This is a genomic window from Halomonas almeriensis (assembly GCF_030409235.1).
GTDB classification, from domain to species: domain Bacteria; phylum Pseudomonadota; class Gammaproteobacteria; order Pseudomonadales; family Halomonadaceae; genus Halomonas; species Halomonas almeriensis.
The window spans coordinates 398,272-422,103 of sequence record NZ_JAUFPO010000006.1 but is presented as its reverse complement, the minus strand read 5'-3'; the positions used below and the strand labels follow the sequence as shown (position 1 = coordinate 422,103).

Below are 23,832 nucleotides of genomic sequence, written 5' to 3'. Positions count from 1 at the left end.
GTAACCGAATACAGCGATGGACGCACAATACAAGCCCTTCGAGATCGAACGCGATGCCCAACGATTCTGGGAAACGCATCAGTGCTTCAAGGCGATTGAGGATGCCAGTCGCGAGAAGTTCTACTGCCTGTCGATGTTTCCCTATCCCAGCGGCAAGCTGCACATGGGGCATGTGCGCAACTACACCATCGGTGATGTAGTATCGCGTTACCAGCGCATGCAGGGCCGCAATGTCATGCAGCCCATGGGATGGGATGCCTTCGGCATGCCGGCGGAAAACGCCGCCATCCAGAACCAGGTGCCGCCGGCCAGCTGGACCCACCAGAACATCGATACCATGCGCGAGCAGCTAAAGTCGCTGGGCTTTGCCTACGACTGGAGCCGTGAGTTCGCCACCTGCGACGCCGAATACTACCGCTGGGAACAGTGGTTCTTCACCAAGCTGGTCGAGCAGGGCCTGGTCTACAAGAAGATGTCCACCGTCAACTGGGACCCGGTCGACCAGACGGTGCTGGCCAACGAGCAGGTCATTGAAGGACGCGGCTGGCGCAGCGGCGCTCTGGTGGAGCGCAAGGAAATCCCCTTGTGGTTCCTCAAGATCACCGACTATGCCGAGGAGCTGCTGGCCGACCTGGAGAACATCGACTGGCCCGAGCAGGTCAAGACGATGCAGCGCAACTGGATCGGCAAGTCCCGCGGGGTCGAGCTGAGCTTCGATACTCGATCCAACGACGGCACGGACCTGGAACCGCTGTCGGTCTACACCACCCGGCCCGATACCCTGATGGGCGTGACCTATATGGCGGTGGCCGCCGATCACCCCCTGGCCCGCTCGGCCGCCACGGACAATCCGGCGCTGGGCGACTTCCTCGCGGAGTGCGCACAGGGCGGCACCTCCGAGGCCGAGCTGGCCACCCGGGAAAAGAAAGGCATGCCCACCGGCTATTCGGCACTGCATCCGCTGACGGGCCGCGAGCTGCCCATCTATGTGGCCAACTTCGTGCTGATGGAGTTCGGCACCGGTGCCGTCATGGCCGTCCCGGCGCATGACCAGCGTGACTGGGAGTTTGCCACCCGTTATGGCGTTCCCATCGAACCGGTCATCGCTGATGCCGACGGCCGGACGCCGGATCTCACGAGCGGTGCCCATGTCGAGCCCGGTGCGCTGATCAATTCGGGCGAATTCGATGGCCTTGACTTCGAGGCGGCCTTCGAGGCCATCGCCGCGCGCCTGTCAGAAATGGGGCGGGGCGAGGTCAAGACCAACTACCGGCTGCGTGACTGGGGGGTAGCCCGCCAGCGTTACTGGGGCGCGCCGATTCCCGTCAAATACGGCCCCGAAGGCCAGACGGTGCCGCTGTCCGACGCCGAGCTTCCGGTATCGCTGCCTCTCGAGGTCACCGTCGACGCCTCGGGCTCGCCGCTCAAGAAGATGCCCGAGTTCAGCGACCTGGGAGACGGCTGGGTACGCGAGACCGATACCTTCGACACCTTCATGGAGTCTTCCTGGTACTTCGCACGCTTCTGCTGTGCCGACAACGACTCGGCCATGCTCGACGAACGCGCCGATTACTGGCTGCCGGTGGATCTGTACATCGGCGGCATCGAGCACGCCATCCTGCACTTGCTCTATGCCCGCTTTTTCACCAAGCTGATGCGTGACTTCGGCCTAATCCAAACCGATGAGCCCTTCCAGCGACTCTTGACCCAGGGCATGGTGATTGCCGAAACCTATTACCGCCCCACCGCCAATGGTGGCAAGGAGTGGTTCAACCCGGCCGACGTCGAAGTCAGTCGCGATGACAAGGGCCGTCCCCTCAACGCCACCCTGGTCGCCGACGGCCAACCGGTCGAAATGGGCGGCATTGAAAAGATGTCCAAGTCGAAGAACAATGGCGTCGACCCGCAGGCCATGATCGATCGCTTCGGCGCGGATACCGTGCGTCTATTCATGATGTTCGCCGCTCCGCCCGAACAGTCACTGGAATGGTCGGACTCCGGTGTCGAGGGCGCCCATCGCTTCCTCAAGCGTCTCTGGCGACTGGTCGCCGAGCATCTGGCGGCGGGTGAACCCGGCAGGCTGGAAAGCGAATCGCTGAGCGATGAGCAACGCGAGCTGCGCCGCAAGACCCACGAGACCATTCACAAGGCCAGTGATGACATCGGCCGGCGCACCACCTTCAACACCGCCATTGCGGCTGTCATGGAGCTCGCCAATGCGGCGGGCCGCTTCGACGACACCTCGACCGGCGGGCTGGCCGTGGCGCGTGAAGCCATCGAGACCTGCGTGCTGCTGTTGTCGCCGATCACGCCGCATGTCTGTCATGCCCTTTGGTCAGAACTGGGTCATGAAGAGGCCGCGGTAGATGCCTCCTGGCCACGGCTCGACGAATCCGCCCTAGCGCGCGACACCATCGAGCTGGTGGTGCAGGTCAACGGCAAGCTCAGGGCACGCCTCGAGGTCGCCGCGGATGCCGACAAAGAGAGCATCGAGTCCCAGGCCATGAATCACGAGAATGTTCAGCGCCACCTCGACGGCAAGACCGTTCGCAAGGTGATCGTAGTGCCGGGCAAGCTGGTCAATATCGTCGTCGGCTGAGCGATGACCCAGGGAGTTTCCATGCAGCGTCGTCACCTGCTACGCCTTTCTCTCGCCGCCGTGGCCAGCATGGCGCTGGCGGGCTGCGGCTTCCAGCTCCGTGGCCTGGGCAACCGGGCCCTGCCCTTCCGCCGGCTGGACTTGGACGGCCGGGATGAAGCCTTCACGCGGCAGGTGCGCGAGCAGCTTACCGCCGCCGGCGTGAGTATCGGCGACGACGCCCGGCTGCGCCTCAATCTGGGGCCCGAGCGCTTCAGCAAGCAACGCCTCAGTGTGCTCAATGCCGGTTACCAGGAATATGACATGCGCCTGGAGATCGCCTTTTCGGTGCAACGCACCGAGGATGGGGCCTATCGCTTGCCGGAACAGCGCCTGGCGGTCCAGGAGCGCTATTCACTGAGCAGCGAGGCCCTGCTGACCGCCGAAGAGCAGCGCAGCGACGTCCGCCAGCGACTTCGCGACGAGGCCCTGGAACGTCTCTGGCAGCGGCTGCGTCTGCTCGACGAGCCTCGGGGCTGAGCCCATGAAGGTCTTTGCCGACAAGCTCGAGGCCAGCCTCAGTCAGACCCTGCCGCCTGCCATCATCGTGGCAGGGGATGAGCCCCTGCAACACATGGAATCCTGCGATGCCGTGCGCCAGGCGGCGCGCCGGGATGGCATCGAGGAACGCGAAGTGCTGCACGTGGAGGCCAACTTTGCCTGGGGACGCCTGAACGAGAGTGCCGCCAGCATGTCGCTGTTTGCCTCGCGCAAGCTCATCGAGGTGCGCCTCAACGGCAAGCCCGGACAGGAAGGCGCCAAGGCCCTCAAGGAATATGCCGATGGCATGGCAGCCAGTGACAATATCCTGCTGCTGGCCTCGCCACGACTGGACTATCGCGAACAGAAGAGCGCCTGGTTCAAGGCACTCGACAAGGTAGGCCTCTTTGTGCCGGTCTGGCCGGTGGATGTCTCGCGGCTGCATTACTGGTTGCGCGACCGTGCGTCCCGGCATGGCCTGAGCATCGACCTGGATGCCGCCCGGCTGCTGGGTGAGCGCACCGAGGGGAATCTCCTCGCGGCGGACCAGGAGCTGCAGAAGCTGGCCCTGCTGCTGCCCCCCGGGGCGCGGGTCTCACCGCAGCAGATCACCGGCGGCGTGGAGGACAGCACGCGCTTTGATGTCTTTACCCTGCTGGATGCCTGCCTGAAGGGCGAGCGGTCGCGCGTTTCGCGCATCATGAGCGGACTGCGGGGTGAGGGCGTGGAACCACCCATCGTGCTATGGGCCCTGACCCGCGAGCTGCGCCTGCTGCTCTCGCTGCAGCAACATCTGGACCAGGGGCAGAGTCTGGAGCATGCCTGCAAGGCGCAGAAACCGCCGATCTTCGACAAGCGCCGACCGGCCTACCAACAGGCGCTCAAGCGACTGCCCATGAAACGCCTGCACAAGCTGTTGCTGTTCGCACAACGCCTGGATCTTGCCATCAAGGGCGCCGGCAGCATTCCGTTATGGGACGGCCTGCATGATCTGGCGCTGACGCTCGCAGGCGGCCGTGGCCCGCTGGCGGAACTGCCCTCTTCGTATCGGATCGGGGCCTGAGCCGCCATCCGGCGCGGATTGATCCGGCCAGCCATCCGCTATAATCTGGCACTTCATCGTGCAAGTCAGCCGACATGGATGTCTCGACCGGGGTCGACAGGAGCCGTCAACCTCCACTGCCATTCGATTGAAGGATACTCATCATGAAACGACTCAGCCGCCTCATCAGCCCTCTGCTGATCGCAGCCCTGGTGCTGGGAAGCCTGCCGGCGGTGGCCGCCACCTCGCAGAACGAGCTGGTCGGTACTGCGGAAGCTCTCGACGCCAGAACGCTGAAGGACGACCGGCAACGCATTCATGACGTCCTGGCGCGGGAAGATGTTCAGCGTCAACTGGCCCTGCAGGGGGTGGATGCCGATGAAGTCGAGTCGCGGCTCGCCGCGCTCTCCGATGCCGAAGTCAGTGAAATGGCCGAGCGGCTCGATCAGATGCCGGCCGGCGCCAGTGTGGTCGGCGCACTCTTCGCCGCCTTCGTCATTCTGCTGGTCACCGACATCCTCGGCCTGACCGATGTTTACCCCTTCACCCGCTGAGCGTCGCCAGCCCATGCATCACCTGCTCCGGCAGAGGCGAGACGCCCGCTTTGCGGGCGTTTTCGCGTTGCTGGTGCTGATGGTGAGCCTGGGGGGCTGTGCGACCACGCCGAGTCTCTCGGCCGAGGCCGCGCGAAGCCTGCCGGATCGGGTGTTCGTAGAGGACGTACCCTTCCACGGTCAACGTGAGTACCAGTGCGGCCCAGCCTCTCTGGCCATGGCACTGGCGGCCAGTGGGGTGGACGTTGCTGTGGACGACCTGATCCCCCAGGTCTTCCTGCCCGGCCGCCAGGGCAGTGTACAGCCGGAGATGCTAGCGACGGTGCGTCGCCATGGTCGCATTCCCTTTCGTCTCGAGGGCGGTTTCGCGGGGCTGCTGGCAGAACTGGATGCCGGCCGCCCGGTGGTCGTGATGCAGAACCTCTCCCTGCCGTGGTGGCCGGAATGGCATTATGCCCTGGCCATTGGCTATGACCGGCCCGCTGAGCAGATCATTCTGCACAGTGGCATGACACCCCAACGCCGTACCGGTTTCGCTCGCTTCGAAGCCACCTGGGCGCGCAGCCAGCGCTGGGGCTTCTCTGCCCTGACGCCCGGGAAAATGCCGCAGCACGTCGACCCCGATGCCGCCCTGCGGGCCATCAGCAACTTCTCGGAAGTCCAGGGCCCGGTGGCCGCCCTGCCGGCCTGGCAGGCACTCGTCGAGCGCCACCCGGAGCAGGCCATGGCCCACTTCGCGCTGGGCAACGCGAGATACGCCAACGGCCATGTCGAGGCCGCCATCGACGCCTTCCGCGAGGCCACCGACCGGAACCCCGGCATGGGAGAAGCCTGGCTCAACCTGGGCCTGCTGTTACAGGCTCAGGGCCGTGATGCGGCGGCGCAAAAGGCCCTCGAGAAAGCCGCTGATACATCCGGGCCCTGGCAACAACGGGCCCGGCAGGAATTGAAACAACGCCAAAAGCAAAGGAGTACCTGACGTGAGTTGCGACATCGCCATGAAGCGGCTCTATCACCCCATCGAGCAGGATGAGGGTGCTCGGCAGCTGGTAGATTGACTCTGGCCTCGTGGCAAGCAACGGAAATCCCTGGCGCTGACCGACTGGTACCGGGATGCCTCGCCGTCACTCGCCATGCGCCGTTTTTACCATGAGAGCGGGATCAACTTCGGCGTCTTCGCGACCCGTTACCGCGGCGAACTCCGCGACAACCCCGCCAGTCTCGAGCCCTTGATGCGGCTGGCGCGTCAGAGCCGCCTGACGCTGTTGTCCGCGGCGCGTGATCTTGAGGCATCCTTTCTGCCGATTCTCCGCGAGGCCGTGCTGGCCGCCCTGAATGGAGAGTCGCTGGAGGCCAGTGACGAGATAACAGCCTCCCCCTGACCCGGGGCAGACAGGCCGTCATGCAAGAAGCCCCGATCATGTCATGGCCGGGGCTTTCATGTTGATGGCACCCAAAGGGGGATGGGGTGGGCTCAGCCGCGACGGCCGGCGTTATAGCCCAGATCGGCGCCGCTATTCTCGTCACTGCTGCGACGCACACCGCCGCGCTTGCGGTTCTCTTCCTCGCAGACCTTGTCCTGGCCGCCACAGACCTCGCAGCCTTCCTTGAGGCCCAGGTTGTTAAGGCCACCACAGGATCCCTGAATGGGGCGCTGGCCGAGAATGACGCCCACGGCCATGGCGGCCATGATTACCAGCATCACGGCAAGAACAACCAGGAAAGTACTCATGGGTCAGCTCCAGATGGAAAATGAAGGGGTCTTTCATCTGGGACCACAGCTTGGCGCCTGTGATCCCCTAACCTCCCTGTCGGGTATAACGACAGCCTGACTATCGGCATACCCGACCGGGCGGTCGCGCAGGGCCGGCCCGGGGGCCGGCCCGCACTGACCCGGCGTCAGCCGCCGAAGTCGTCGAGCATGATGTTTTCCGGCTCGACACCAAGATCGACCAGCATCTTGATCACCGAGGCGTTCATCATGGGCGGTCCACACATGTAGTACTCGCAGTCCTCGGGGGCCGGATGGTCCTTGAGGTACTCCTCGTACAGCACATTGTGGATGAAGCCTGTCGCCCCTTCCCAATTGTCTTCCGGCAGGGGATCGGAGAGCGCCAGGTGCCACTCGAAGTTGTCGTGCTCTTCGGCCAGCTTGTCATACTCTTCATTGTAGAAGGTCTCGCGCCAGGAGCGAGCCCCGTACCAGAAGCTGATCTTGCGCTTGGTATCCAGGCGCTTGAGCTGGTCGAAGATGTGGCTGCGCATCGGCGCCATACCGGCACCACCACCCACGAACACCATCTCGGCATCAGTGTCCTTGGCAAAGAACTCACCGAAGGGCCCCATTACCGTGATCTTGTCGCCGGGCTTGAGGCTGAAGACATAGGTCGACATCACGCCGGGCGGATGACTGGTGTTGGGCGGCGGCGTGGCGATCCGCACGTTGAACTTGAGGATACCCTTCTCTTCAGGGTAGTTGGCCATGGAATAGGCGCGGATGATTTCCTCGTTGTTCTTGTGCGCCACATCGAAGAGACCGAACTTCTCCCAGTCACCACGATATTCTTCCTCGACATCGAAATCGGAGAACTTGATGTCATAGGGCGGCGCCACCAGCTGCACATAACCACCGGCGCGGAATGCCACTTCCTCGCCTTCCGGCAGCCGCAGGTTGAGCTCCTTGATGAAGGTGGCGACGTTGGGGTTCTCGATGACCTCGCATTCCCACTTCTTGACGCCGAAAACCTCCTCGGGCACCTCGATCTTCATGTCCTGCTTGACCGGTACCTGACAGGAAAGGCGCCAGCCTTCCTTCTTTTCGCGCAGGGTGAAGTGCGATTCTTCGGTGGGCAGGATGGAGCCACCGCCCTCCTCGACTCTGCACCGGCACTGGGCACAGGAACCACCGCCACCACAGGCGGAGGACAGGAAGATGCCGTTGGCGGCCAGGGTGTTGAGCAGCTTGCCGCCCGCTTGAGTCGTTAGTGTGTGCTCGGGATCCCCGTTGATCTCGATGGCGACATCCCCGGTACTCACGAGCCTGCTGCGAGCGCCCAGGATCACTGCCGTCAGACCGATGATGACCACGGTGAACATGATCACACCGAGCAATATGACTGTTGTATCAACCATGTCGGTTTCCTATTGCATGCGTTGTCTGGCTGCCGGTGACCCGCGGGCCACCGACAGAACACGACTCACCTCAGATTTGAATGCCGGAGAAGGACATGAAGCCCAGCGACATCAGGCCAACCGTTATGAAGGTAATGCCCAAGCCCTGCAGCGAGGCGGGAACGTCGCTATACTTGAGCTTCTCTCGGATCCCCGCCAGAGCGGTGATCGCCAGCGCCCAGCCGACCCCTGCACCGAAGCCGTAGATCACGGACTCGCCGAGGTTGTAGTTACGCTCGGACATGAACAGGGTCGCACCGAGGATCGCGCAGTTCACAGTGATCAACGGTAGGAAGACCCCGAGGGCGTTGTAGAGCGCCGGCACATACTTGTCGAGAAACATCTCGAGAATCTGAACGATCGCCGCGATGACGCCGATGTAGCTAAGATAACCGAGGAAGGTCAGGTCGATGTTCGCGGCACCGGGAATCCCGGTCCAGGTCAGCGCCCCCTCACCCAGCAGATAGCTCAGGATCAGGTTGTTGACCGGCACGGTGATGGTCAGCACCACGATGACGGCAATGCCCAGGCCAAAGGCCGAGGAGACCTTCTTGGACACGGCCAGGAAGGTGCACATGCCAAGGAAAAAGGCCAAGGCCATGTTCTCGACAAATACCGAGGCAACGAAAAGGCTCAGATAGTGTTCCATTTTATACGGCCTCCTTCGGCTGGCTGTTGGCCTTCATCTCGAACTCATTTTCCTCGATCTGCTCAGGATTGATAGCACGCAGTACCCAGATGATCAGACCAATGATGAAAAACGCCGAGGGCGGTAGCAGCATCAGGCCATTGGGCAGATACCAGCCACCATTGGAGACGGTTTCGAAGACCGTCAGACCGAAGACCGTACCGGAGCCGAACAGCTCGCGGAAGAAGCCGACGGTCATCAGGATGAAGCCGTAGCCGATACCATTACCGATACCATCCAACAGCGACATTCCCGGCGAATTGGTCATGGCAAAGCCCTCAGCGCGGCCCATCACGATGCAGTTAGTGATGATCAGACCGACAAAGACCGAAAGCTGTTTGGACATCTCATAGGCATAGGCCTTGAGAATCTGATCCACCACAATCACCAGGGAGGCGATGATGGTCATCTGCACGATGATGCGGATGGAAGACGGAATGTGATGGCGAATCAACGAGACGAAGAAGTTGGAGAACGCCGTCACGAAGATCACCGCCAACGACATGACCAGCGACACGCTCATGCTGCTGGTCACCGCCAGGGCACTACAGATCCCAAGGATCTGCAGGGCAATCGGGTTGTTCTTGAAGATTGGCGTCGTCAGGACGCTCTTGGCATTCGGTTCAGACATCTTCAGACTCCTTCGGTCTCGTCGGCGGAAGCCGTGTTAACGGCCTCCTGATCGATGCCACTGCGGAACTTGGCCAGGAAGGGACCAAAGCCCTCGGGCCCGAGCCAGAATTCCAGCATGTCAGTGACCCCGTTGCTGGTCAGCGTGGCACCGGAGAGTGCGTCGACTTCCGTTTTCTTGGTGGCACCGCCCTTGACCAGCTCGATATCAGGCTCGACGTCATCGCTCTCGCTATAGATCTTCTTACCTTCCCACTTGGACTTCCACTGGGTGGTGTCGACCTTGGCGCCCAGGCCCGGCGTCTCGGAGTGCGAATAGTAGGTAATGCCGACAATGGTATTGCCGTTACCTTCCACCGCGAGATACCCGCGCATCAGCCCCCAAAGGCCCTGGCCGCGAATCGGCACGATCAACTGATCGGGGTCCTGAGGGTCGCCCACCAGGTAGACCGTGCTGTAGTTTTCCTGGCGTGACAAACCGGCAATGTCCTTCTCGCCAGAGAGTGTACGCGACTGGGCAGGATCACGAGCGGCCTCAAAACCGCTGTAGGAGCTCGGATCGAACTCGTCGGTGTATTCGCCAGTGCGCAGGTCGACCACCTTTGGGGTGACCTTCTGGAACTCTTCTGCTACGTCGTCGCCCGGCTCATAAAGATCGGCGACTTTTAGGATGTTGGTCTTGCGATCCAGCTCCTGATTGAGCTGCTGCTTGGAGCGCAGCGCCACCGCCGCAGTGGAAACGATGATCGAGCACACAATGCAGAGTGCAAACGCCACCGTCAGGATCTTCTTGATGGAGTTGTTGCTCTGTGCCATCAGGCATTCTCCCCGACCGGATCACCAGTACGCCGCTCACGACGCTTGATGTTGGCCTGTACAAAGAAGTGGTCAATCAAGGGCGCAAACAGGTTGGCGAAGAGAATCGCCAACATGATGCCTTCCGGAAAGGCCGGGTTGACCACACGAATCAGCACGGTCATGACACCGATCAGCGCGCCAAAGATCAGGCGCCCCTGCTGGGTCATGGAGGCGGACACCGGGTCGGTGGCCATGAACACCATACCGAAGGCGAAACCGCCGACCACCAGGTGCCAGTACCAGGGCATGGCAAACATCGGATTGGTGTCGGAACCCATCAAGTTGAACAGCCCGCTGGTCACCACCATGCCCAGGAAAACACCCAGCATGATCCGCCAAGAGGCGATCTTGGTCCACAGCAGCACCGCCGCCCCGATCAGGATCGCCAGCGTCGAGGTCTCACCCACCGACCCCGGAATGAAGCCGAGGAAGGCATCCCACCAGCTGAACTTCTCGGTCAGGCTGCTCATGCCACTCTGAAAGGCGGTAGAGAGCGCCGTCGCGCCGGTGTAACCATCCGCGGCCACCCAGACGGAATCACCGGAGAGCTGGGCCGGATAGGCAAAATAAAGGAAGGCTCGCCCGGTGAGGGCCGGATTGAGGAAGTTCTTGCCGGTACCGCCGAAGATTTCCTTGCCGATCACGACACCGAAGGTGATACCCAGGGCCACCTGCCACAGCGGAATGGTGGCCGGCAGAATCAGCGCATAGAGCACCGAGGTGACGAAGAAGCCCTCGTTGACCTCGTGGCCACGCTTGATGGCGAACAGCACTTCCCAGAACCCGCCGACCACGAAGGTCACGAGATAGATGGGCAGGAAGTAGGTGGCACCGAGCAGGAAGTTGCTCCAGAGGCTACCGGGGTCATGCCCGCCGGCCAGCGTCATGATAATGGCTTCCCGCCAGCCACCGGCGGCACCGAAACCATCGGCGATCGCCATATTGGCCTGCCAGCCGGCATTCCACATACCGAAGAACATGGCCGGGAAGGTACACAGCCAGACCGTGATCATGATGCGCTTCAGGTCGATGCCGTCACGCACGTGCGCCGTGGTCTTGGCGACACTGGGCGGTGTGTAGAAGATGGTGTCCACCGCCTCATAGAGCGGATAGAACTGCTCGTACTTGCCACCCTTGTGGAAGTGCGGCTCGAGATTGTCGAGTGTTTGTCGGATACCCATCATCAGGCCTCTTTCTCAATGGTGGTGAGGTTATCGCGCAGGATGGGGCCATATTCATATTTGCCCGGGCACACATAGGTGCACAGCGCCAGGTCTTCCTCATCCAGCTCCAGACAGCCAAGCTGCATGGCCGTCTCGATGTCACCGACAATCAACGAACGCAGCAGCTGCGTGGGCAGAATGTCCAGCGGCATCACCTGCTCATAGGCCCCGACCGGCACCATGGCGCGCTCTGAGCCATTGGTGGACGTGGTCGGTGCATAGTTGGTCAATCCCTTGAGCTTGGAGATGTAGATTCCCATCACGGAATGACGGTCAGTGCCCGGCGACAGCCAGCCCATCAGAGTCCGCTTGTTGCCCTCCTCGAGAAGGCTCAACTGGCTGTTGAAGCGCCCTACATAGCGCAGGCTGCCCTCTGCCGTGAACCCCGAGAACACCGAGCCGGAAATCACCCGGGTATCTTCGGGGGCGACGACTTCGCCTTTGAGCAGCTCTTCAGTGCTGGCGCCCTGGCGCGTGCGCAGCAGGCGAGGCTGCTCGGCACGGGGTCCGCCGACGGCCACCACGCGATTGACATCGAGCCTGCCCTCGGCAAACAGCTTGCCGATGGCAATGACGTCCTGATAGCCGACGTGCCACACCGACTTGTGCAGCGCCACAGGCGACAGATGATGGATATGTGTGCCCACCAGCCCTGCCGGATGCGGCCCGGCAAAGGTCTCGGTGGTGACGCCACTGACGTCGCCGCCCGGCAATGGCGTATCCGGTGAGCCACACAGAAACACCTGACCGGACGTCAGGCGCTTGAGCACCTTGAGACCATCCTCGAAGGCCTCGGCCTGCTCGTTTATGATCAACGCAGGGTCGGCCGACAGCGGATGCGTGTCGATGGCCGTGACGAAGATGTTCTCCGGCTCGGCATCCAGCGCCGGAGTACGCGAGTAGGGGCGACCGCGCAAGGCCGTCCACATGCCCGACTCGACCAGTTGATCGACCACGGACTGACGCTCGAGGGACTCCAGCTTGTCGCGGCCGTGAGCCGTGAAGGACACTTCCTCCTCGGTGTCGTCGACCCTGATGACGACCGACAGCAGTTTGCGTTTTTCGCCACGGTTGATGGCCACGACTTCACCGGCCGCCGGGGCCGTGAAGCGCACCCCCTCGGTCTTCTTGTCGGTGAAGAGCAGCTGGCCCAGCTTGACCTTGTCCCCTTCCCGGACCTCCATGGTCGGCTTCATGCCGATATAGTCGGTACCGAGTACGGCCACGTGGTTGACCGGCTGCGCCTCTTCGATGCGCTGCTCCGGGGCCCCCGTGATGGGGAGATCCAGGCCTTTCTTGACTTCGATCATAGTCTCGCCCAGTTGATGGATCGGATAAACGAAGGAAAGGGGTAAGAATGGGTTCAGATTCTATTGGTTGTCAGAATGTTACCAGTCAGGCCCGAGACATGCTCGGACCACCCCGAAAATCATAGATATTATAAAGAGAAGCCAGTCCGATGACTACCGACCGAAGGTCGCAAAAGGGGTATCGTGACGTCGGTTGGCGACAATCATGAACGCGGCCGGGCGCCGGGCGTCGCCAGCCTGGGAGGTTGGAAGGGAATGACCGCCCCGGTAAATGCCGGGGCGGGAGGCCGATTCATGCCTCGGCGCGCGGCAGCTTGAGGAAGTTGACGTTGGAGACCTGCTGGAGGATGCGGATCACCTGACAGCTGTAACCGAACTCGTTGTCGTACCAGACATACAGCACCACATGCTTGCCATTGGCGATGGTGGCCTGGGCATCGACGATGCCGGCATGGCGGTTGCCCACGAAATCGGTGGAGACCACCTCGGGGGAGTCGACGAAATCAATCTGCTTCTGGTAATCGGAGGCAATGGACATGCGCCGCAGGTAATCATTCAGCGCCTCGACGTCGGTGTCCCGGTCCAGCGTCAGGTTGAGGATCGCCATGGAGACATTGGGCGTCGGCACACGAATGGCGTTGCCGGTCAGCTTGCCATCCAGCTCCGGCAGCGCCTTGGCCACCGCCTTGGCCGCGCCGGTCTCGGTCAACACCATGTTGAGCGGCGCACTGCGGCCACGCCGGTCACCCTTGTGGTAGTTGTCGATCAGGTTCTGGTCGTTGGTATAGGAGTGCACGGTCTCGACGTGGCCGTGGGCAATGCCGAACTCGTCGTTGAGCACCTTGAGCACCGGCACGATGGCATTGGTGGTGCAGGAGGCAGCCGAGATGATGCGATCATCGGCGGTAATGTCCTGATGATTGATGGCATAGACAATGTTCTTCACATCACCCTTGCCCGGCGCCGTCAACAGCGCCTTGGCCACCCCCTTGCAGGCCAGGTGCTGACCCAGGCCTTCCGCGTCGCGCCAGATGCCGGTGTTGTCGACCACGACGGCATTGTCGATGCCGTACTCGGTGTAGTCGATCTCGGCCGGCGAGTCGGCATAGACCACCTTGATGACGTTGCCGTTGGCGGTCAGGGTCCGCGACTCGACATCCACACTGATGGTGCCGTCGAAGGGGCCATGGACGCTGTCGCGCCGAAGCAGGCTTGCACGCTTCTCCAGGTCCTTGGCGATGTCCCCGCGGCCGCGCACGACAATCGCCTTGAGGCGCAGCAGGTTGCCGCCACCGGCCTTTTCGACCAGGACCCGCGCCAGGATACGGCCGATGCGACCGAAGCCATAGAGCACCACATCCTTAGGCTCGCCGGTGCCGGCATCCGGGTCATGGGCATCGATGATCTCGGCCAGCTCCTCGCGCAGAAAGGCCTCGGCATCGCCGCCGCCACGGCGCTTGAAGGCCACGCCCAGCTTGCCCACGTCGACATGGGCCGGGCCCAGGTTGAGGGAGTTCATGGCCTGAATCAGCGGAAAGGTGTCCTGAACGGAAAGCTCGGTGCCCTCGATCTTGCGGACAAAACGGTGATCCTTGAGGATGCGGATGACGCTGCGGTTGAACAGGGAACGCCCGAACATGGTGGTAACCACGTTGTTGCGGCGGTAGAGGCTGCCGATCAACGGGATCATCTGCTCGGCAACCGCCTGGTTGTCGTGCCACTCCTGGAAGACGGTATCGAGGGATTGCTGACTCACGTGAGGCCTCTTGGTCGGGGATGGAAAATCAAAGGCATTATCCGAGGCTGGCGCATCAAGAGCAATTGCGGGATGGTCGCAGGCGATGTAGACGGATTACAACACTGAGCGTTTCACTACATCAGCGGCCGGGCTGGTATGATGCCGACACCGATCCATTCGAAATGACGCGACAGACACCATGACGACCTTTTCGCCACTCAACCCTCGTCGTCCCCAAGGGCTGCGTGACACACTCTACTGGCAGACACCCCCGGGCAGCGCCACAGCCCTGGCGCTCGCCAACCTGGCCCAGGATGCCCCCTTGCTGGTCATCACCGCCGACACGGCCGCCGCCCAGCGCCTGGAAGGCGACCTGGCCTTCTACTCACATCTGCCGGTTCTGCCCTTTCCGGACTGGGAAACCCTGCCCTACGACAGCTTTTCCCCCCACCAGGATATCGTCTCGGCGCGTCTCCATACCCTGCGGCGCCTACAGGAAGGTGAGCACGGCATCGTGCTGGTGCCCATCAACACCCTGATGCAACGACTGCCGCCGGTCGACTATATTGCCGGGCGCGTCATGACCCTCGAGGTCGGCATGAACTTGGACCGTGAAGAATTTCGCGTGCGGTTGTCGCGTGCCGGCTACCGGGCCGTGGAGACGGTCTTCGAGCCCGGGGAATTCGCCCTGCGCGGCGCTCTCATTGACCTCTACCCGATGGGCCATGAAGCGCCGCTACGTATCGATCTGTTCGACGACGAGATCGACACCCTGCGCCACTTCGATCCCGACACCCAGCGCAGCCAGGACAGGATCGAACGTCTCGATCTGCTGCCGGCCCATGAGTATTCGCTGTCGCGCAATGCCATCGCCTGCTTCCGGGAGGGCTTTGAAACACTCTTCGATGTCGATCCGCGTCAGTGCCCGCTTTATGTGGACGCCCTCAAGGGCATCCCCTCCCCGGGCCTGGAGCAGTACCTGCCCTTGTTCTTCGAAGAGACCGCCACCCTCTTCGACCACCTGGCCGATCAATCCCGGGTTGCCCTGACGCCCGGCGTCTTTAATGCCGCCGAACATCATTGGGCGGCCATCGAGAGTCGCTACGAGAACCTCGGTGTCGACCCGACCCGACCGCTGCTTCCCCCACACCGCGCCTTCGTGCCGGTGGCCGAGATCTTCGCGGCCATCAAGCAATACCCGCGCGTAGAGCTGACCGACGACCCCCAGCACGCCCACGCCATCGCCGCGGCGGCACGGCCGGTTCCCGAGGTCACCATCAATGCCCGGGCCCGGGAGCCGCTGGCCTCGCTGTCGCGCTTCCTCGACGAGCACCCGACCCGGGTGCTGTTCGTGGCCGAATCCCGTGGCCGGCGCGAGGCCCTTGAGGAAACCCTGGCGCCCCTGCGCCTGGACCTGCCGCATGTCGAGGACTTCCCCGCCTTCCTTAGGGGCGGCGGACGCCTGGCGATCACCGAAGGCGCCATCGACGCCGGGCTGTGGCTCGAGGAGCCGGACCTGGCGGTGATCAGCGAGAGCGAGCTGTTCGGCGAGGTGGTCCGCCAGAGCCGGCGACGCGAAAAGGCCACCGACAACGACGAGCTGGCCATTCGACATCTCTCGGAGCTTCGCCCCGGCGCGCCCGTCGTTCACCAGGCGCATGGTGTGGGGCGCTACCAGGGCCTGGAAACCATCGAGGCCAGCGGTCAGGCAGCCGAATTCGTCAGCCTGGAATACGCCGATGGCGCGAAACTGTATGTGCCGGTCGACAGCCTGCACATGATCTCCCGCTATGCCGGCGTGGACGACGAGCTGGCCCCGCTGCACCGCCTCGGCTCGGAGCAATGGGACAAGGCCAAGAAAAAGGCCGCCGAGAAGATTCGCGATACCGCCGCCGAGCTGCTGGACGTCTACGCCCGCCGGGAAGCCCGTGAAGGCTTCGCCTGTGCCATGCCGGACAGCGAGTACGCGCGCTTCGCCGGGAGTTTTCCGTTCGAGGAAACCCCGGATCAGCGTGCCGCCATCGAGGCGGTGGTCGGCGACATGACGGCGCCACGCCCCATGGATCGCGTGGTCTGCGGCGATGTCGGCTTCGGCAAGACCGAAGTGGCCATGCGGGCGGCCTTTCTCGCTGTGCACTCCGAGCGTCAGGTGGTGGTTCTGGTGCCCACCACCCTGCTGGCCCGCCAGCACTACGAGAACTTCCGCGATCGCTTCGCGGACACCGCCATCCATATCGAACTGGTCTCGCGCTTCACCGGCGGCCAGGGCCAGAGCGCCGCCATGCAGCGCATCGAGGATGGCCGCGCCGACATTGTCATCGGCACTCACAAGCTGCTCTCCAAATCGATGAAATTCGCCAACATGGGCCTGTTGATCATTGATGAGGAGCACCGTTTCGGCGTAGCCCAGAAGGAGCGTCTCAAGCAGTTGCGGGCCGAGGTCGATATTCTGACGCTGACCGCCACGCCCATTCCGCGTACTCTGAACATGGCCATGAGCGGCATCCGCGACCTGTCGATCATCGCCACCCCGCCGGCCCGCCGCCTCTCGGTCAAGACCTTCGTCCAGCAGCGCGACGAGGCCGTGATCAAGGAAGCCATCCTGCGCGAGATCCTGCGTGGCGGCCAGGTCTACTTCCTGCACAACGAGGTCAAGACCATCGAGACCGCGGCCCAGACCGTCCGCGAACTGGTGCCCGACGCCCGGGTCGGGGTGGCCCACGGGCAGTTGCCGGAGCGTTCCCTGGAACGTGTGATGTCTGACTTCTATCACAAGCGCTTCAATGTACTGGTGTGCTCGACCATCATCGAGACCGGCATCGATGTGCCCAGTGCCAACACCATCGTCATCCAGCGGGCCGACAAGTTTGGCCTGGCCCAGCTCCACCAGTTGCGGGGGCGAGTCGGGCGCAGCCACCACCAGGCCTATGCCTATCTGCTCACCCCGCCGCCCCGTGCCATGACCCGCGATGCCACCAAGCGACTGGAAGCCATCGCCCAGGCCGAGGATCTGGGGGCCGGTTTTACCCTGGCCAGCCACGACATGGAGATTCGCGGCGCCGGTGAGCTGCTCGGCGATGAGCAGAGCGGCCAGATGGAGGCGCTGGGCTACAGCCTCTACATGCAGATGCTGGACCGCGCCGTGAAGGCGATCCGCGAAGGCAGAACGGCCAATATCGAAGCTCCGCTGAACGAAGGCGTCGAGATCAGCCTTAACCTGCCGGCGTTGATTCCGGCCGACTATCTGCATGACGTGCAGCAGCGTCTGGTCATGTACAAGCGCATCAGTCATGCCGAGAACGAGGCCGAATTGAAGGAGCTGCAGGTCGAGATGATCGACCGCTTTGGTCTGCTGCCGGACTCGGTCAAGACGCTGCTGCGTCAAACCCAACTGCGACAACGCGCCGAGAGCCTGGGGATCATCCGGCTCGAAGCCGGGGCCGAGCGGGGCCGCGTCACCTTCTCCAGCCAGACCCCGGTGGACCCCCTGGCACTGGTGGAGCTGATTCAGCAGGACCCCGCGACCTATCGGCTGGAAGGCGCCGATACGTTGCGCTTCTCGGCCGAGATGGCGGACGAGACGCAACGCTTTGCCTTCGTCGAGAGCCTGTTAAGCTTGCTCAACGGCAAGGCAAAGGCGGCATGACCGCTGCTGGCTTTAACTACGGCCCCGAACTTTTTCGCCGGCCGGTCACTCCAAAACAGGTCCGTGGCACACGCTCACGGGCCGCGACAGCCTCTGGCTTCGAATAACGGCGAGCAACCATGATGACAGCAATTCGACCCGTGACGCGGCGCGGCCCAGGAACCCGCCTGGCGCTGGCCATTGCCCTGGGCAGCCTGGCGGCGCCCTCCCTGGCCGCCGAGGACAGCCTGCCCACCGGGCATTACCGGCTTCCCAAGACGGGCGACCTGATCGGTGAAGTCACCACTATTGAGGCCGAAGAGGAAGACACCCTGATCGATATCGGCCATGAGCACGGCATCGGCTATCGCGCCATGGTGCGCGCCAACCCGGAGGTGAGTGTCTGGTACCCCGGCGAAGGCACCGAGGTCAGGATCCCGGGGGCCTTCATCCTGCCGGATGCCCCGCGCGAGGACATTGTCATCAATGTCGCCGAGATGCGCCTCTACTACTATCCGCCGGTCGAGGACGGTGAACCGCGCACCGTCCAGTCCTACCCGCTGGGCGTCGGTCGCCAGGACTGGGAAACCCCGCTGGGCGATACCACCATCACCCAGATGGTCAAGAACCCCGCCTGGTATCCGCCCGAGTCGATTCGCCAGGAGCACGCCGAAGCCGGCGACCCGCTGCCCGATGTGGTACCGGCCGGTCCGGAAAACCCGCTGGGCACGCGCAAGATGCGCTTGGGCATTCCCGGCTACCTGATTCACGGCACCAATCGACCGGAAGGCGTGGGCATGCGTGTATCGCATGGCTGCGTGCGCATGTTGCCCGGGGATGTCGAACACCTCTTTGGTCAGGTCGGAGTGGGCACCCGGGTGCGCATCATCAACGACAACTTCAAGATCGGCTGGGCCGACGACAAGCTCCATGTCCAGGCCTATCCCTATCTGGATGACAAGCAGGGCACGACCATCCAGCGGGTCACCGAGGCACTCTCGGAAGTGCAGGCCGCCCTGGCGGACAGGGACTACGACGTCGATTACGGACGTCTCCGCGAGGTGGTCGAGGTACCCAGTGGCATGCCGGTGGTGCTGGAGGCTCCGAAGCCGCCCGAGCCGCCTGAGCCTGTCCCGCAGCCCGGCCCCTTCCTGGATGAGCTGCAACTGGAGTATGCGATACCGGGATTTCATAACCATCTGGAATTCGCCGGCCAACCTGCCCCCTCGGGCGAGGACAACCCGGACGACAGCGAACCGGCCAGCGGCAACACGGATGAGGCCTGACCATCCGCCGGCATGCACCAAGCGCATGCCGGCGACCCCGCACGAAAACAGAAACCCCGCCGAATGGCGGGGTTTCTGTCATCATGACGCGCCGCACAAGGCGGCATCGCACACGATTACTTGCGCATGGAACGCTCGAACATGCGGTTCATCTCTTCGCGGTTCTTCTGAGACATCTGCAGAGCCTGCTCAGCCTGGCGCTGGGCCTGGTTGGCAGTGTTCTGCGCCTCGCTGGCGATGCTGCGCGCTTCCGCGGCATCAGCCTTGGCGGATTCGGCGGTGCTGCGGACTTCTTCCAGGGCGCCGGAAGAGGCACAACCGGCCAGGATGGCCAGAGAGGCGGCGGCGGCAGACAGCTTCAGAGTTGTCTTGAGAGTCATGGGGTTCTCCTTGGAACTTGCCTTGAACGACTTTTAAGTGTGCCTGCCGAAGCAGGCAGCCCGCCATGCGGGGCAACGGGAAGTACGACTACGCCTTGCAACGCAGCGACCTCTTCAGCGCAACATTACGCCTGACGCCGAAGAAGTCAAACACTGTTTTCACAACAGGGTCTCGGAACCGGCGGACCGCTCCAGATGCAGGGCAAAGCCTAGCGGATGACGACTCTGGTGCCAATGTCGACCAGCGACGACAGTGTGTCGATCTGGGCATCGGTGACAGCCACACAGCCTTCTGTCCAGTGAAAGCGGCTATGGATCTCCGGGTCGGCTACCCCGACCCCATGAATCCCGATGTAGCCGCCCAGCACGGTCGACTGGGGTGGCTGCCCATGGCGACGGTAATGGGCGAAGTAATCATCGTAGTCCTGCTCGCTGAACACGCCGGACTGCAGCGCCATGCGGGCGTGCAGAGGCGTCGGGTAATCCAGACCGATAAAGGTGTGGAACTTGCTCTCGAAATTGAAGCGGCTGACCCGGAACTCGCCCAGCGGTGTCTTGCGACTGCCACGCAGGCGCTGGGGCTCGGCCCCACCGCGCCCCAGGGACACCGGCGAGAAGCGCTCCAGCAGGCGCTCACCGCGGTAAAGGCTTAACGTCGACGCCTGATCATCGACCAGCACCCAGACCTCATTGGCGTAACGCGGCGCCGCCGCTTGAGCCAGCAGCTCATCCATGGGGCCCTGGTAGGCCGCCACGGACTTCATCAGTTCGCCCCGAGCGATACCGCTGGCAAGCAGGAGTACACAGAGACTGGCCAGCCATATGCCAGAGCGTAGCGGAACAAAACGGGGCAGAGTGGAGCTCGTCACAATCGGATTCCTCGACAGATGTGGCACGCCAGGCACATCACCATTCCTCGTTGGTCAGGCGCAGGGCGCTGATCTCCCGCTTGGCGTCATCCAGACACTCCAGCAGTTCGCTGGCAAGCTCCGGGCCGCCGACGGCAATCATGCCCTGGGCGGCACCGCTGGAACGGCGGGCGGCGCCGTCGCTGGAGTGCAACATGCCCAGGCGCGAGACAAGGCGATGCAACCAGCTATCGGGGCGCTCGATAAGAGTGCGCAGGCGTTCAAGTTCGGCCAGGTCGAGATCAGGCGAGCGCAACAGCGTTCGCCAGTCCGGGGCCGCGCCTTGAGTCGTGAACTCGGTGAGCTCGCTGACCAATGACTCGAGCGCCAGCTCGAGCAGCGCCAACGCACCCTCCTCGGCCGCCATGCGACGTGCCTCGGCATGTTCATCCTCGCCCGGTGCGATGGCCAGCAGCAGTTCGGCCTGGTAGAGCAGTTGATTGGTGCGCGCCCGTGGTGTCACTTGCGCTTGTCCTCCACCTGCCAGCGGCCGTCCACATAGCTGGCCTTCCAGCCGGTGGCCTTGCCGTTGTCATCGGTCATCACGAACTGTTCCTTGGTCTTGCGCGAGAAACGGATCTGCGACGGACGGCCATCAGGGTCCGCCTCGGGGGCCTCGAGCAGATAATGGTACTTTTCCGGTAGTTCGTCGGCGTGCGCTTTCAGCTCGGCCACCAGCGGCGGACGCGTTTCGCGGTTCTTGGGGAACTTGCTGGCCGCCAGGAAAAGGCCGCTGGCACCGTCCCGCAGTACATAGTGGTCCTCGACCTTCTGGCAGGCCAGTTCCGGCATGCCGATCGGATCCATCTTGGGCGGCGCCACCTCGCCGTTGCGCAACAGCTTGCGCGTGTTCTTGCAAGACTCGCTGGTACAGCCGAAGTACTTGCCGAAACGGCCGGACTTGAGCTGCATCTCACTGCCGCACTTGTCGCACTCCAGGGTCGGCCCTTCATAGCCCTTGATGCGAAAACGCCCTTCCTCGACCTCATAGCCGTCACAGTCGGGGCTGTCGCCACAGACATGCAGCTTGCGGCTTTCATCGATGAGATAGCTGTCCATTGCCGTGCCGCACTTGGGGCAGCGGTGCTTGGCACGCAGCGCATCCGTTTCGGCCTCTTCTCCGGCATCGGCGGCCACGGCCTCATCACCCGGCAGCAGATCCATGGTGGTCTTGCAGCGTTCCTTAGGGGGCAGGTTGTAGCCGCTGCAGCCCAGGAAGACGCCGGTGGAAGCCGTGCGGATCTGCATCTGGCGCCCACAGCTCGGGCAGTCGATATCAGTGGGAACCGGCTGGTTGGGCCGCATACCCTCATCGCTCTCGGCCTTTCTAAGCTCGTCTCGGAACTCGGCATAGAAGGCATCGAGCAGTTCCCGCCAGCGACGCTCGCCCTCGGCGACCTCATCCAGGCTGTCTTCCATGCGCGCCGTGAAGGAGTAGTCCATCAGGTCTGGGAAGGACTCCTTGAGCCGCTCGGTGACGATATCCCCGAGTTTCTCGGCGTAGAAGCGTCGGTTTTCCAGACGCACATAACCGCGGTCCTGGATGGTCGAGATGATCGCCGCATAGGTTGAGGGGCGGCCAATGCCCTTCTTCTCGAGCTCCTTGACCAGGCTGGCCTCGGTATAGCGGGCCGGTGGCTTGGTGAAATGCTGCTGGGGGTCCAGCGTCACCAGACTCAGTTCGGCCCCTTCGCCGAGGTCGGGCAGCGACTGATCCTCGTCCTTGCGCCCCATGGGTTTCATAACCCGGGTATAACCATCGAACTTGAGGACACGACCCTTGGCACGCAGCTCGTAGCCCTCAGCCTCGACCGTCAGGGTGGTCGACAGGTATTTGGCCGGTGTCATCTGGCAGGCGACGAACTGACGCCAGATCAGCTCGTAGAGGCGTTCGGCGTCGCGCTCCATGCCGGCCAGGTCACTGGCCTGGCGGGTGACCTCGGAGGGTCGGATGGCCTCGTGGGCCTCCTGGGCACCTTCCTTGCTAGTAAAACGGTTCGGCGATTCGGGCAGGTATGACGTACCATAGGCGTCGAGAATGTATTCCCGGGCGCCGTTCACCGCTTCCTGGGAAAGGTTAGTGGAGTCGGTACGCATGTAGGTGATGTAGCCGGCCTCGTAAAGTCGCTGGGCCAGGGTCATGGTCTTCTTCACCGAGAAGCCGAGCCGGCCGCTGGCGGCCTGCTGGAGGGTCGAGGTGATGAAGGGCGCATTGGGCCGCGAGCGCGTCGGCTTGTCCTCCCGCCCGGTAACCGCCAGCCGGGCCTCGCGCAGGGCGGCGATCTTTTCCAGCGTCTCGCTCTCGCTGGTCGGCCGGAAAGTTTCGCCCTGGTACTTGACTAGCTCGAAGCGCACCACTTCGCCACTGGCTTCGGCGGCTGCCAGGTCGGCATGCACATCCCAGAACTCCTCGGGCACGAAGGCGCGGATCTCGCGCTCGCGCTCGACGATCAGGCGCATCGCCACCGACTGGACGCGGCCGGCCGAGAGGCCACGGGCCACCTTGGCCCAGAGCAGCGGCGAAAGCATGAAGCCGACCACCCGGTCGAGGAAGCGTCGTGCCTGCTGTGCCTCGACCCGCGGCATGTTCAAATGGCCCGGATCCTCGAAGGCCTGCTTGATGGCATTCTGCGTGATCTCGTTGAACACCACGCGCCGATAACGAGACTCGTCTCCCCCGATGGTCTCGCGCAGGTGCCAAGCAATGGCTTCCCCCTCGCGGTCCAGATCGGTGGCCAGGTAGACATTGTCGGCATTGGCGGCCAATTTCTGCAACTCGGACACGACCTTTTCCTTGCCCGGCAACACCTCATAGTCGGCGTCCCAGCCATTATCCGGATCGATGCCCATGCGCCGAATCAGCTGATCGTGTGCCTTGCGACGGCGATGCTCGGCCTTCTCTTCCGCCGACATCTTGCGCGTCTCGGCAGCCTGCCGCGCACGCTCCTTGGGATCGGTCGCGGCCTTGCCCGTGCCGCTGGTCGGCAGGTCACGGATGTGTCCCACGCTCGACTTAACGATGTAATCGTTGCCGAGATACTTGTTAATCGTCTTGGCCTTGGCGGGCGACTCGACGATGACCAGTGACTTGCCCATAGTGCTCCACTATACGTTTGGCGCCGGCACAGGCGGCGCCGATCGGATTCGGCCCGTCGTATCGGTGACGGTGAAAAATGCGCTTACCCTACCCCAGCACTCGGCTTCATGCCAGTCACAAACCTAGAACCTAGACTGAACCCGCTTCATGCGACAAGTTAAGCCTTGTGCGCCATCAATCGCAACGCCCCCGCCGGAAGACCGG

At 62.9% G+C, this 23,832-nt stretch carries 19 protein-coding genes and 1 pseudogene; 8 read left to right on the top strand and 12 right to left on the bottom strand.

Going from position 1 to position 23,832, the window contains the following annotated elements; translation table 11 throughout:
- Nucleotides 1-16: 16 nt before the first annotated feature.
- From leuS to QWY74_RS05820, 6 genes and pseudogenes are all read left to right on the top strand, one after another.
- Nucleotides 17-2,599, top strand: coding sequence for a leucine--tRNA ligase (gene leuS / locus QWY74_RS05845; protein ID WP_264825151.1), 2,583 nt, complete (start codon nucleotides 17-19; stop codon nucleotides 2,597-2,599).
- Between the two features lie 21 nt (nucleotides 2,600-2,620).
- Complete coding sequence (locus QWY74_RS05840; RefSeq protein ID WP_264825150.1) at nucleotides 2,621-3,118, top strand: LPS-assembly lipoprotein LptE; 498 nt, start codon at nucleotides 2,621-2,623, stop codon at nucleotides 3,116-3,118.
- A 4-nt stretch (nucleotides 3,119-3,122) separates the two neighbouring features.
- Nucleotides 3,123-4,181, top strand: a complete 1,059-nt coding sequence (gene holA / locus QWY74_RS05835) for a DNA polymerase III subunit delta (protein ID WP_264825149.1) — start codon at nucleotides 3,123-3,125, stop codon at nucleotides 4,179-4,181.
- 143 nt (nucleotides 4,182-4,324) lie between these two features.
- Nucleotides 4,325-4,714, top strand: coding sequence for a PA2779 family protein (locus QWY74_RS05830; protein ID WP_264825148.1), 390 nt, complete (start codon nucleotides 4,325-4,327; stop codon nucleotides 4,712-4,714).
- Between the two features lie 13 nt (nucleotides 4,715-4,727).
- Nucleotides 4,728-5,693, top strand: a complete 966-nt coding sequence (locus QWY74_RS05825; protein ID WP_264825147.1) for a PA2778 family cysteine peptidase — start codon at nucleotides 4,728-4,730, stop codon at nucleotides 5,691-5,693.
- Between the two features lie 91 nt (nucleotides 5,694-5,784).
- A pseudogene (locus QWY74_RS05820) lies at nucleotides 5,785-6,096 on the top strand (DUF488 domain-containing protein); the annotation flags it as partial.
- A 92-nt stretch (nucleotides 6,097-6,188) separates the two neighbouring features.
- On the opposite strand, the gene nqrM reads toward QWY74_RS05820, so the two are convergent.
- The 8 genes from nqrM to QWY74_RS05780 form a co-directional block, all read right to left on the bottom strand.
- On the bottom strand, nucleotides 6,189-6,446 hold the full coding sequence (gene nqrM / locus QWY74_RS05815; RefSeq protein WP_264825146.1) for a (Na+)-NQR maturation NqrM: 258 nt from the start codon (nucleotides 6,444-6,446) through the stop codon (nucleotides 6,189-6,191).
- A 167-nt stretch (nucleotides 6,447-6,613) separates the two neighbouring features.
- Nucleotides 6,614-7,846 carry an NADH:ubiquinone reductase (Na(+)-transporting) subunit F gene (gene nqrF / locus QWY74_RS05810; protein ID WP_264825145.1) on the bottom strand — a complete coding sequence of 411 codons (1,233 nt, stop codon included), beginning with the start codon at nucleotides 7,844-7,846 and terminating at the stop codon, nucleotides 6,614-6,616.
- Between the two features lie 70 nt (nucleotides 7,847-7,916).
- Nucleotides 7,917-8,534 (bottom strand): NADH:ubiquinone reductase (Na(+)-transporting) subunit E, encoded by a 618-nt coding sequence (gene nqrE / locus QWY74_RS05805; RefSeq protein WP_264825144.1) that lies wholly within the window; start codon nucleotides 8,532-8,534, stop codon nucleotides 7,917-7,919.
- A 1-nt stretch (nucleotide 8,535) separates the two neighbouring features.
- Nucleotides 8,536-9,204: an NADH:ubiquinone reductase (Na(+)-transporting) subunit D gene (locus QWY74_RS05800; RefSeq protein ID WP_264825143.1), complete on the bottom strand. Its 669-nt coding sequence runs from the start codon at nucleotides 9,202-9,204 to the stop codon at nucleotides 8,536-8,538.
- Nucleotides 9,205-9,206: 2 nt separating this feature from the next.
- Complete coding sequence (locus QWY74_RS05795) at nucleotides 9,207-10,019, bottom strand: Na(+)-translocating NADH-quinone reductase subunit C (protein ID WP_264825142.1); 813 nt, start codon at nucleotides 10,017-10,019, stop codon at nucleotides 9,207-9,209.
- On the bottom strand, nucleotides 10,019-11,245 hold the full coding sequence (locus QWY74_RS05790; protein WP_264825141.1) for an NADH:ubiquinone reductase (Na(+)-transporting) subunit B: 1,227 nt from the start codon (nucleotides 11,243-11,245) through the stop codon (nucleotides 10,019-10,021). The genes QWY74_RS05795 and QWY74_RS05790 overlap by 1 nt, the downstream gene beginning before the upstream one ends.
- Entirely contained in the window at nucleotides 11,245-12,594 is a 1,350-nt protein-coding gene (locus QWY74_RS05785; protein ID WP_290313973.1) for a Na(+)-translocating NADH-quinone reductase subunit A, read from the bottom strand. The genes QWY74_RS05790 and QWY74_RS05785 overlap by 1 nt, the downstream gene beginning before the upstream one ends.
- Nucleotides 12,595-12,886: 292 nt before the next feature.
- Nucleotides 12,887-14,350: a glyceraldehyde-3-phosphate dehydrogenase gene (locus QWY74_RS05780; RefSeq protein ID WP_264825139.1), complete on the bottom strand. Its 1,464-nt coding sequence runs from the start codon at nucleotides 14,348-14,350 to the stop codon at nucleotides 12,887-12,889.
- 181 nt (nucleotides 14,351-14,531) lie between these two features.
- Between QWY74_RS05780 and mfd the strand changes: the two genes are divergently transcribed.
- Nucleotides 14,532-17,978 carry a transcription-repair coupling factor gene (gene mfd / locus QWY74_RS05775; protein WP_264825138.1) on the top strand — a complete coding sequence of 1,149 codons (3,447 nt, stop codon included), beginning with the start codon at nucleotides 14,532-14,534 and terminating at the stop codon, nucleotides 17,976-17,978.
- A 119-nt stretch (nucleotides 17,979-18,097) separates the two neighbouring features.
- On the top strand, nucleotides 18,098-19,243 hold the full coding sequence (locus QWY74_RS05770; RefSeq protein WP_290313972.1) for a L,D-transpeptidase family protein: 1,146 nt from the start codon (nucleotides 18,098-18,100) through the stop codon (nucleotides 19,241-19,243).
- Between the two features lie 116 nt (nucleotides 19,244-19,359).
- Here the strand turns inward: QWY74_RS05770 and QWY74_RS05765 are convergent, their stop codons facing one another.
- The 4 genes from QWY74_RS05765 to topA form a co-directional block, all read right to left on the bottom strand.
- Nucleotides 19,360-19,623 carry an Lpp/OprI family alanine-zipper lipoprotein gene (locus QWY74_RS05765; RefSeq protein WP_264825136.1) on the bottom strand — a complete coding sequence of 88 codons (264 nt, stop codon included), beginning with the start codon at nucleotides 19,621-19,623 and terminating at the stop codon, nucleotides 19,360-19,362.
- A 209-nt stretch (nucleotides 19,624-19,832) separates the two neighbouring features.
- Entirely contained in the window at nucleotides 19,833-20,387 is a 555-nt protein-coding gene (locus tag QWY74_RS05760; protein WP_264825261.1) for a L,D-transpeptidase family protein, read from the bottom strand.
- A gap of 142 nt (nucleotides 20,388-20,529) precedes the next feature.
- Nucleotides 20,530-20,994, bottom strand: a complete 465-nt coding sequence (locus QWY74_RS05755; protein WP_264825135.1) for a DUF6586 family protein — start codon at nucleotides 20,992-20,994, stop codon at nucleotides 20,530-20,532.
- Nucleotides 20,991-23,627: a type I DNA topoisomerase gene (topA, locus tag QWY74_RS05750; protein ID WP_264825134.1), complete on the bottom strand. Its 2,637-nt coding sequence runs from the start codon at nucleotides 23,625-23,627 to the stop codon at nucleotides 20,991-20,993. Before topA ends, QWY74_RS05755 begins: the two co-directional genes overlap by 4 nt.
- Nucleotides 23,628-23,832: the final 205 nt, after the last annotated feature.

Coding starts and splice junctions, on each gene's coding strand:
- leuS (WP_264825151.1), top strand. CDS start 17: ATGGACGCACAATACAAGCCCTTCGAGATCGAACGCGATGCCCAACGA.
- QWY74_RS05840 (WP_264825150.1), top strand. CDS start 2,621: ATGCAGCGTCGTCACCTGCTACGCCTTTCTCTCGCCGCCGTGGCCAGC.
- holA (WP_264825149.1), top strand. CDS start 3,123: ATGAAGGTCTTTGCCGACAAGCTCGAGGCCAGCCTCAGTCAGACCCTG.
- QWY74_RS05830 (WP_264825148.1), top strand. CDS start 4,325: ATGAAACGACTCAGCCGCCTCATCAGCCCTCTGCTGATCGCAGCCCTG.
- QWY74_RS05825 (WP_264825147.1), top strand. CDS start 4,728: ATGCATCACCTGCTCCGGCAGAGGCGAGACGCCCGCTTTGCGGGCGTT.
- nqrM (WP_264825146.1), bottom strand. CDS start 6,446: ATGAGTACTTTCCTGGTTGTTCTTGCCGTGATGCTGGTAATCATGGCC.
- nqrF (WP_264825145.1), bottom strand. CDS start 7,846: ATGGTTGATACAACAGTCATATTGCTCGGTGTGATCATGTTCACCGTG.
- nqrE (WP_264825144.1), bottom strand. CDS start 8,534: ATGGAACACTATCTGAGCCTTTTCGTTGCCTCGGTATTTGTCGAGAAC.
- QWY74_RS05800 (WP_264825143.1), bottom strand. CDS start 9,204: ATGTCTGAACCGAATGCCAAGAGCGTCCTGACGACGCCAATCTTCAAG.
- QWY74_RS05795 (WP_264825142.1), bottom strand. CDS start 10,019: ATGGCACAGAGCAACAACTCCATCAAGAAGATCCTGACGGTGGCGTTT.
- QWY74_RS05790 (WP_264825141.1), bottom strand. CDS start 11,245: ATGATGGGTATCCGACAAACACTCGACAATCTCGAGCCGCACTTCCAC.
- QWY74_RS05785 (WP_290313973.1), bottom strand. CDS start 12,594: ATGATCGAAGTCAAGAAAGGCCTGGATCTCCCCATCACGGGGGCCCCG.
- mfd (WP_264825138.1), top strand. CDS start 14,532: ATGACGACCTTTTCGCCACTCAACCCTCGTCGTCCCCAAGGGCTGCGT.
- QWY74_RS05770 (WP_290313972.1), top strand. CDS start 18,098: ATGATGACAGCAATTCGACCCGTGACGCGGCGCGGCCCAGGAACCCGC.
- QWY74_RS05765 (WP_264825136.1), bottom strand. CDS start 19,623: ATGACTCTCAAGACAACTCTGAAGCTGTCTGCCGCCGCCGCCTCTCTG.
- QWY74_RS05760 (WP_264825261.1), bottom strand. CDS start 20,387: ATGAAGTCCGTGGCGGCCTACCAGGGCCCCATGGATGAGCTGCTGGCT.
- topA (WP_264825134.1), bottom strand. CDS start 23,627: ATGGGCAAGTCACTGGTCATCGTCGAGTCGCCCGCCAAGGCCAAGACG.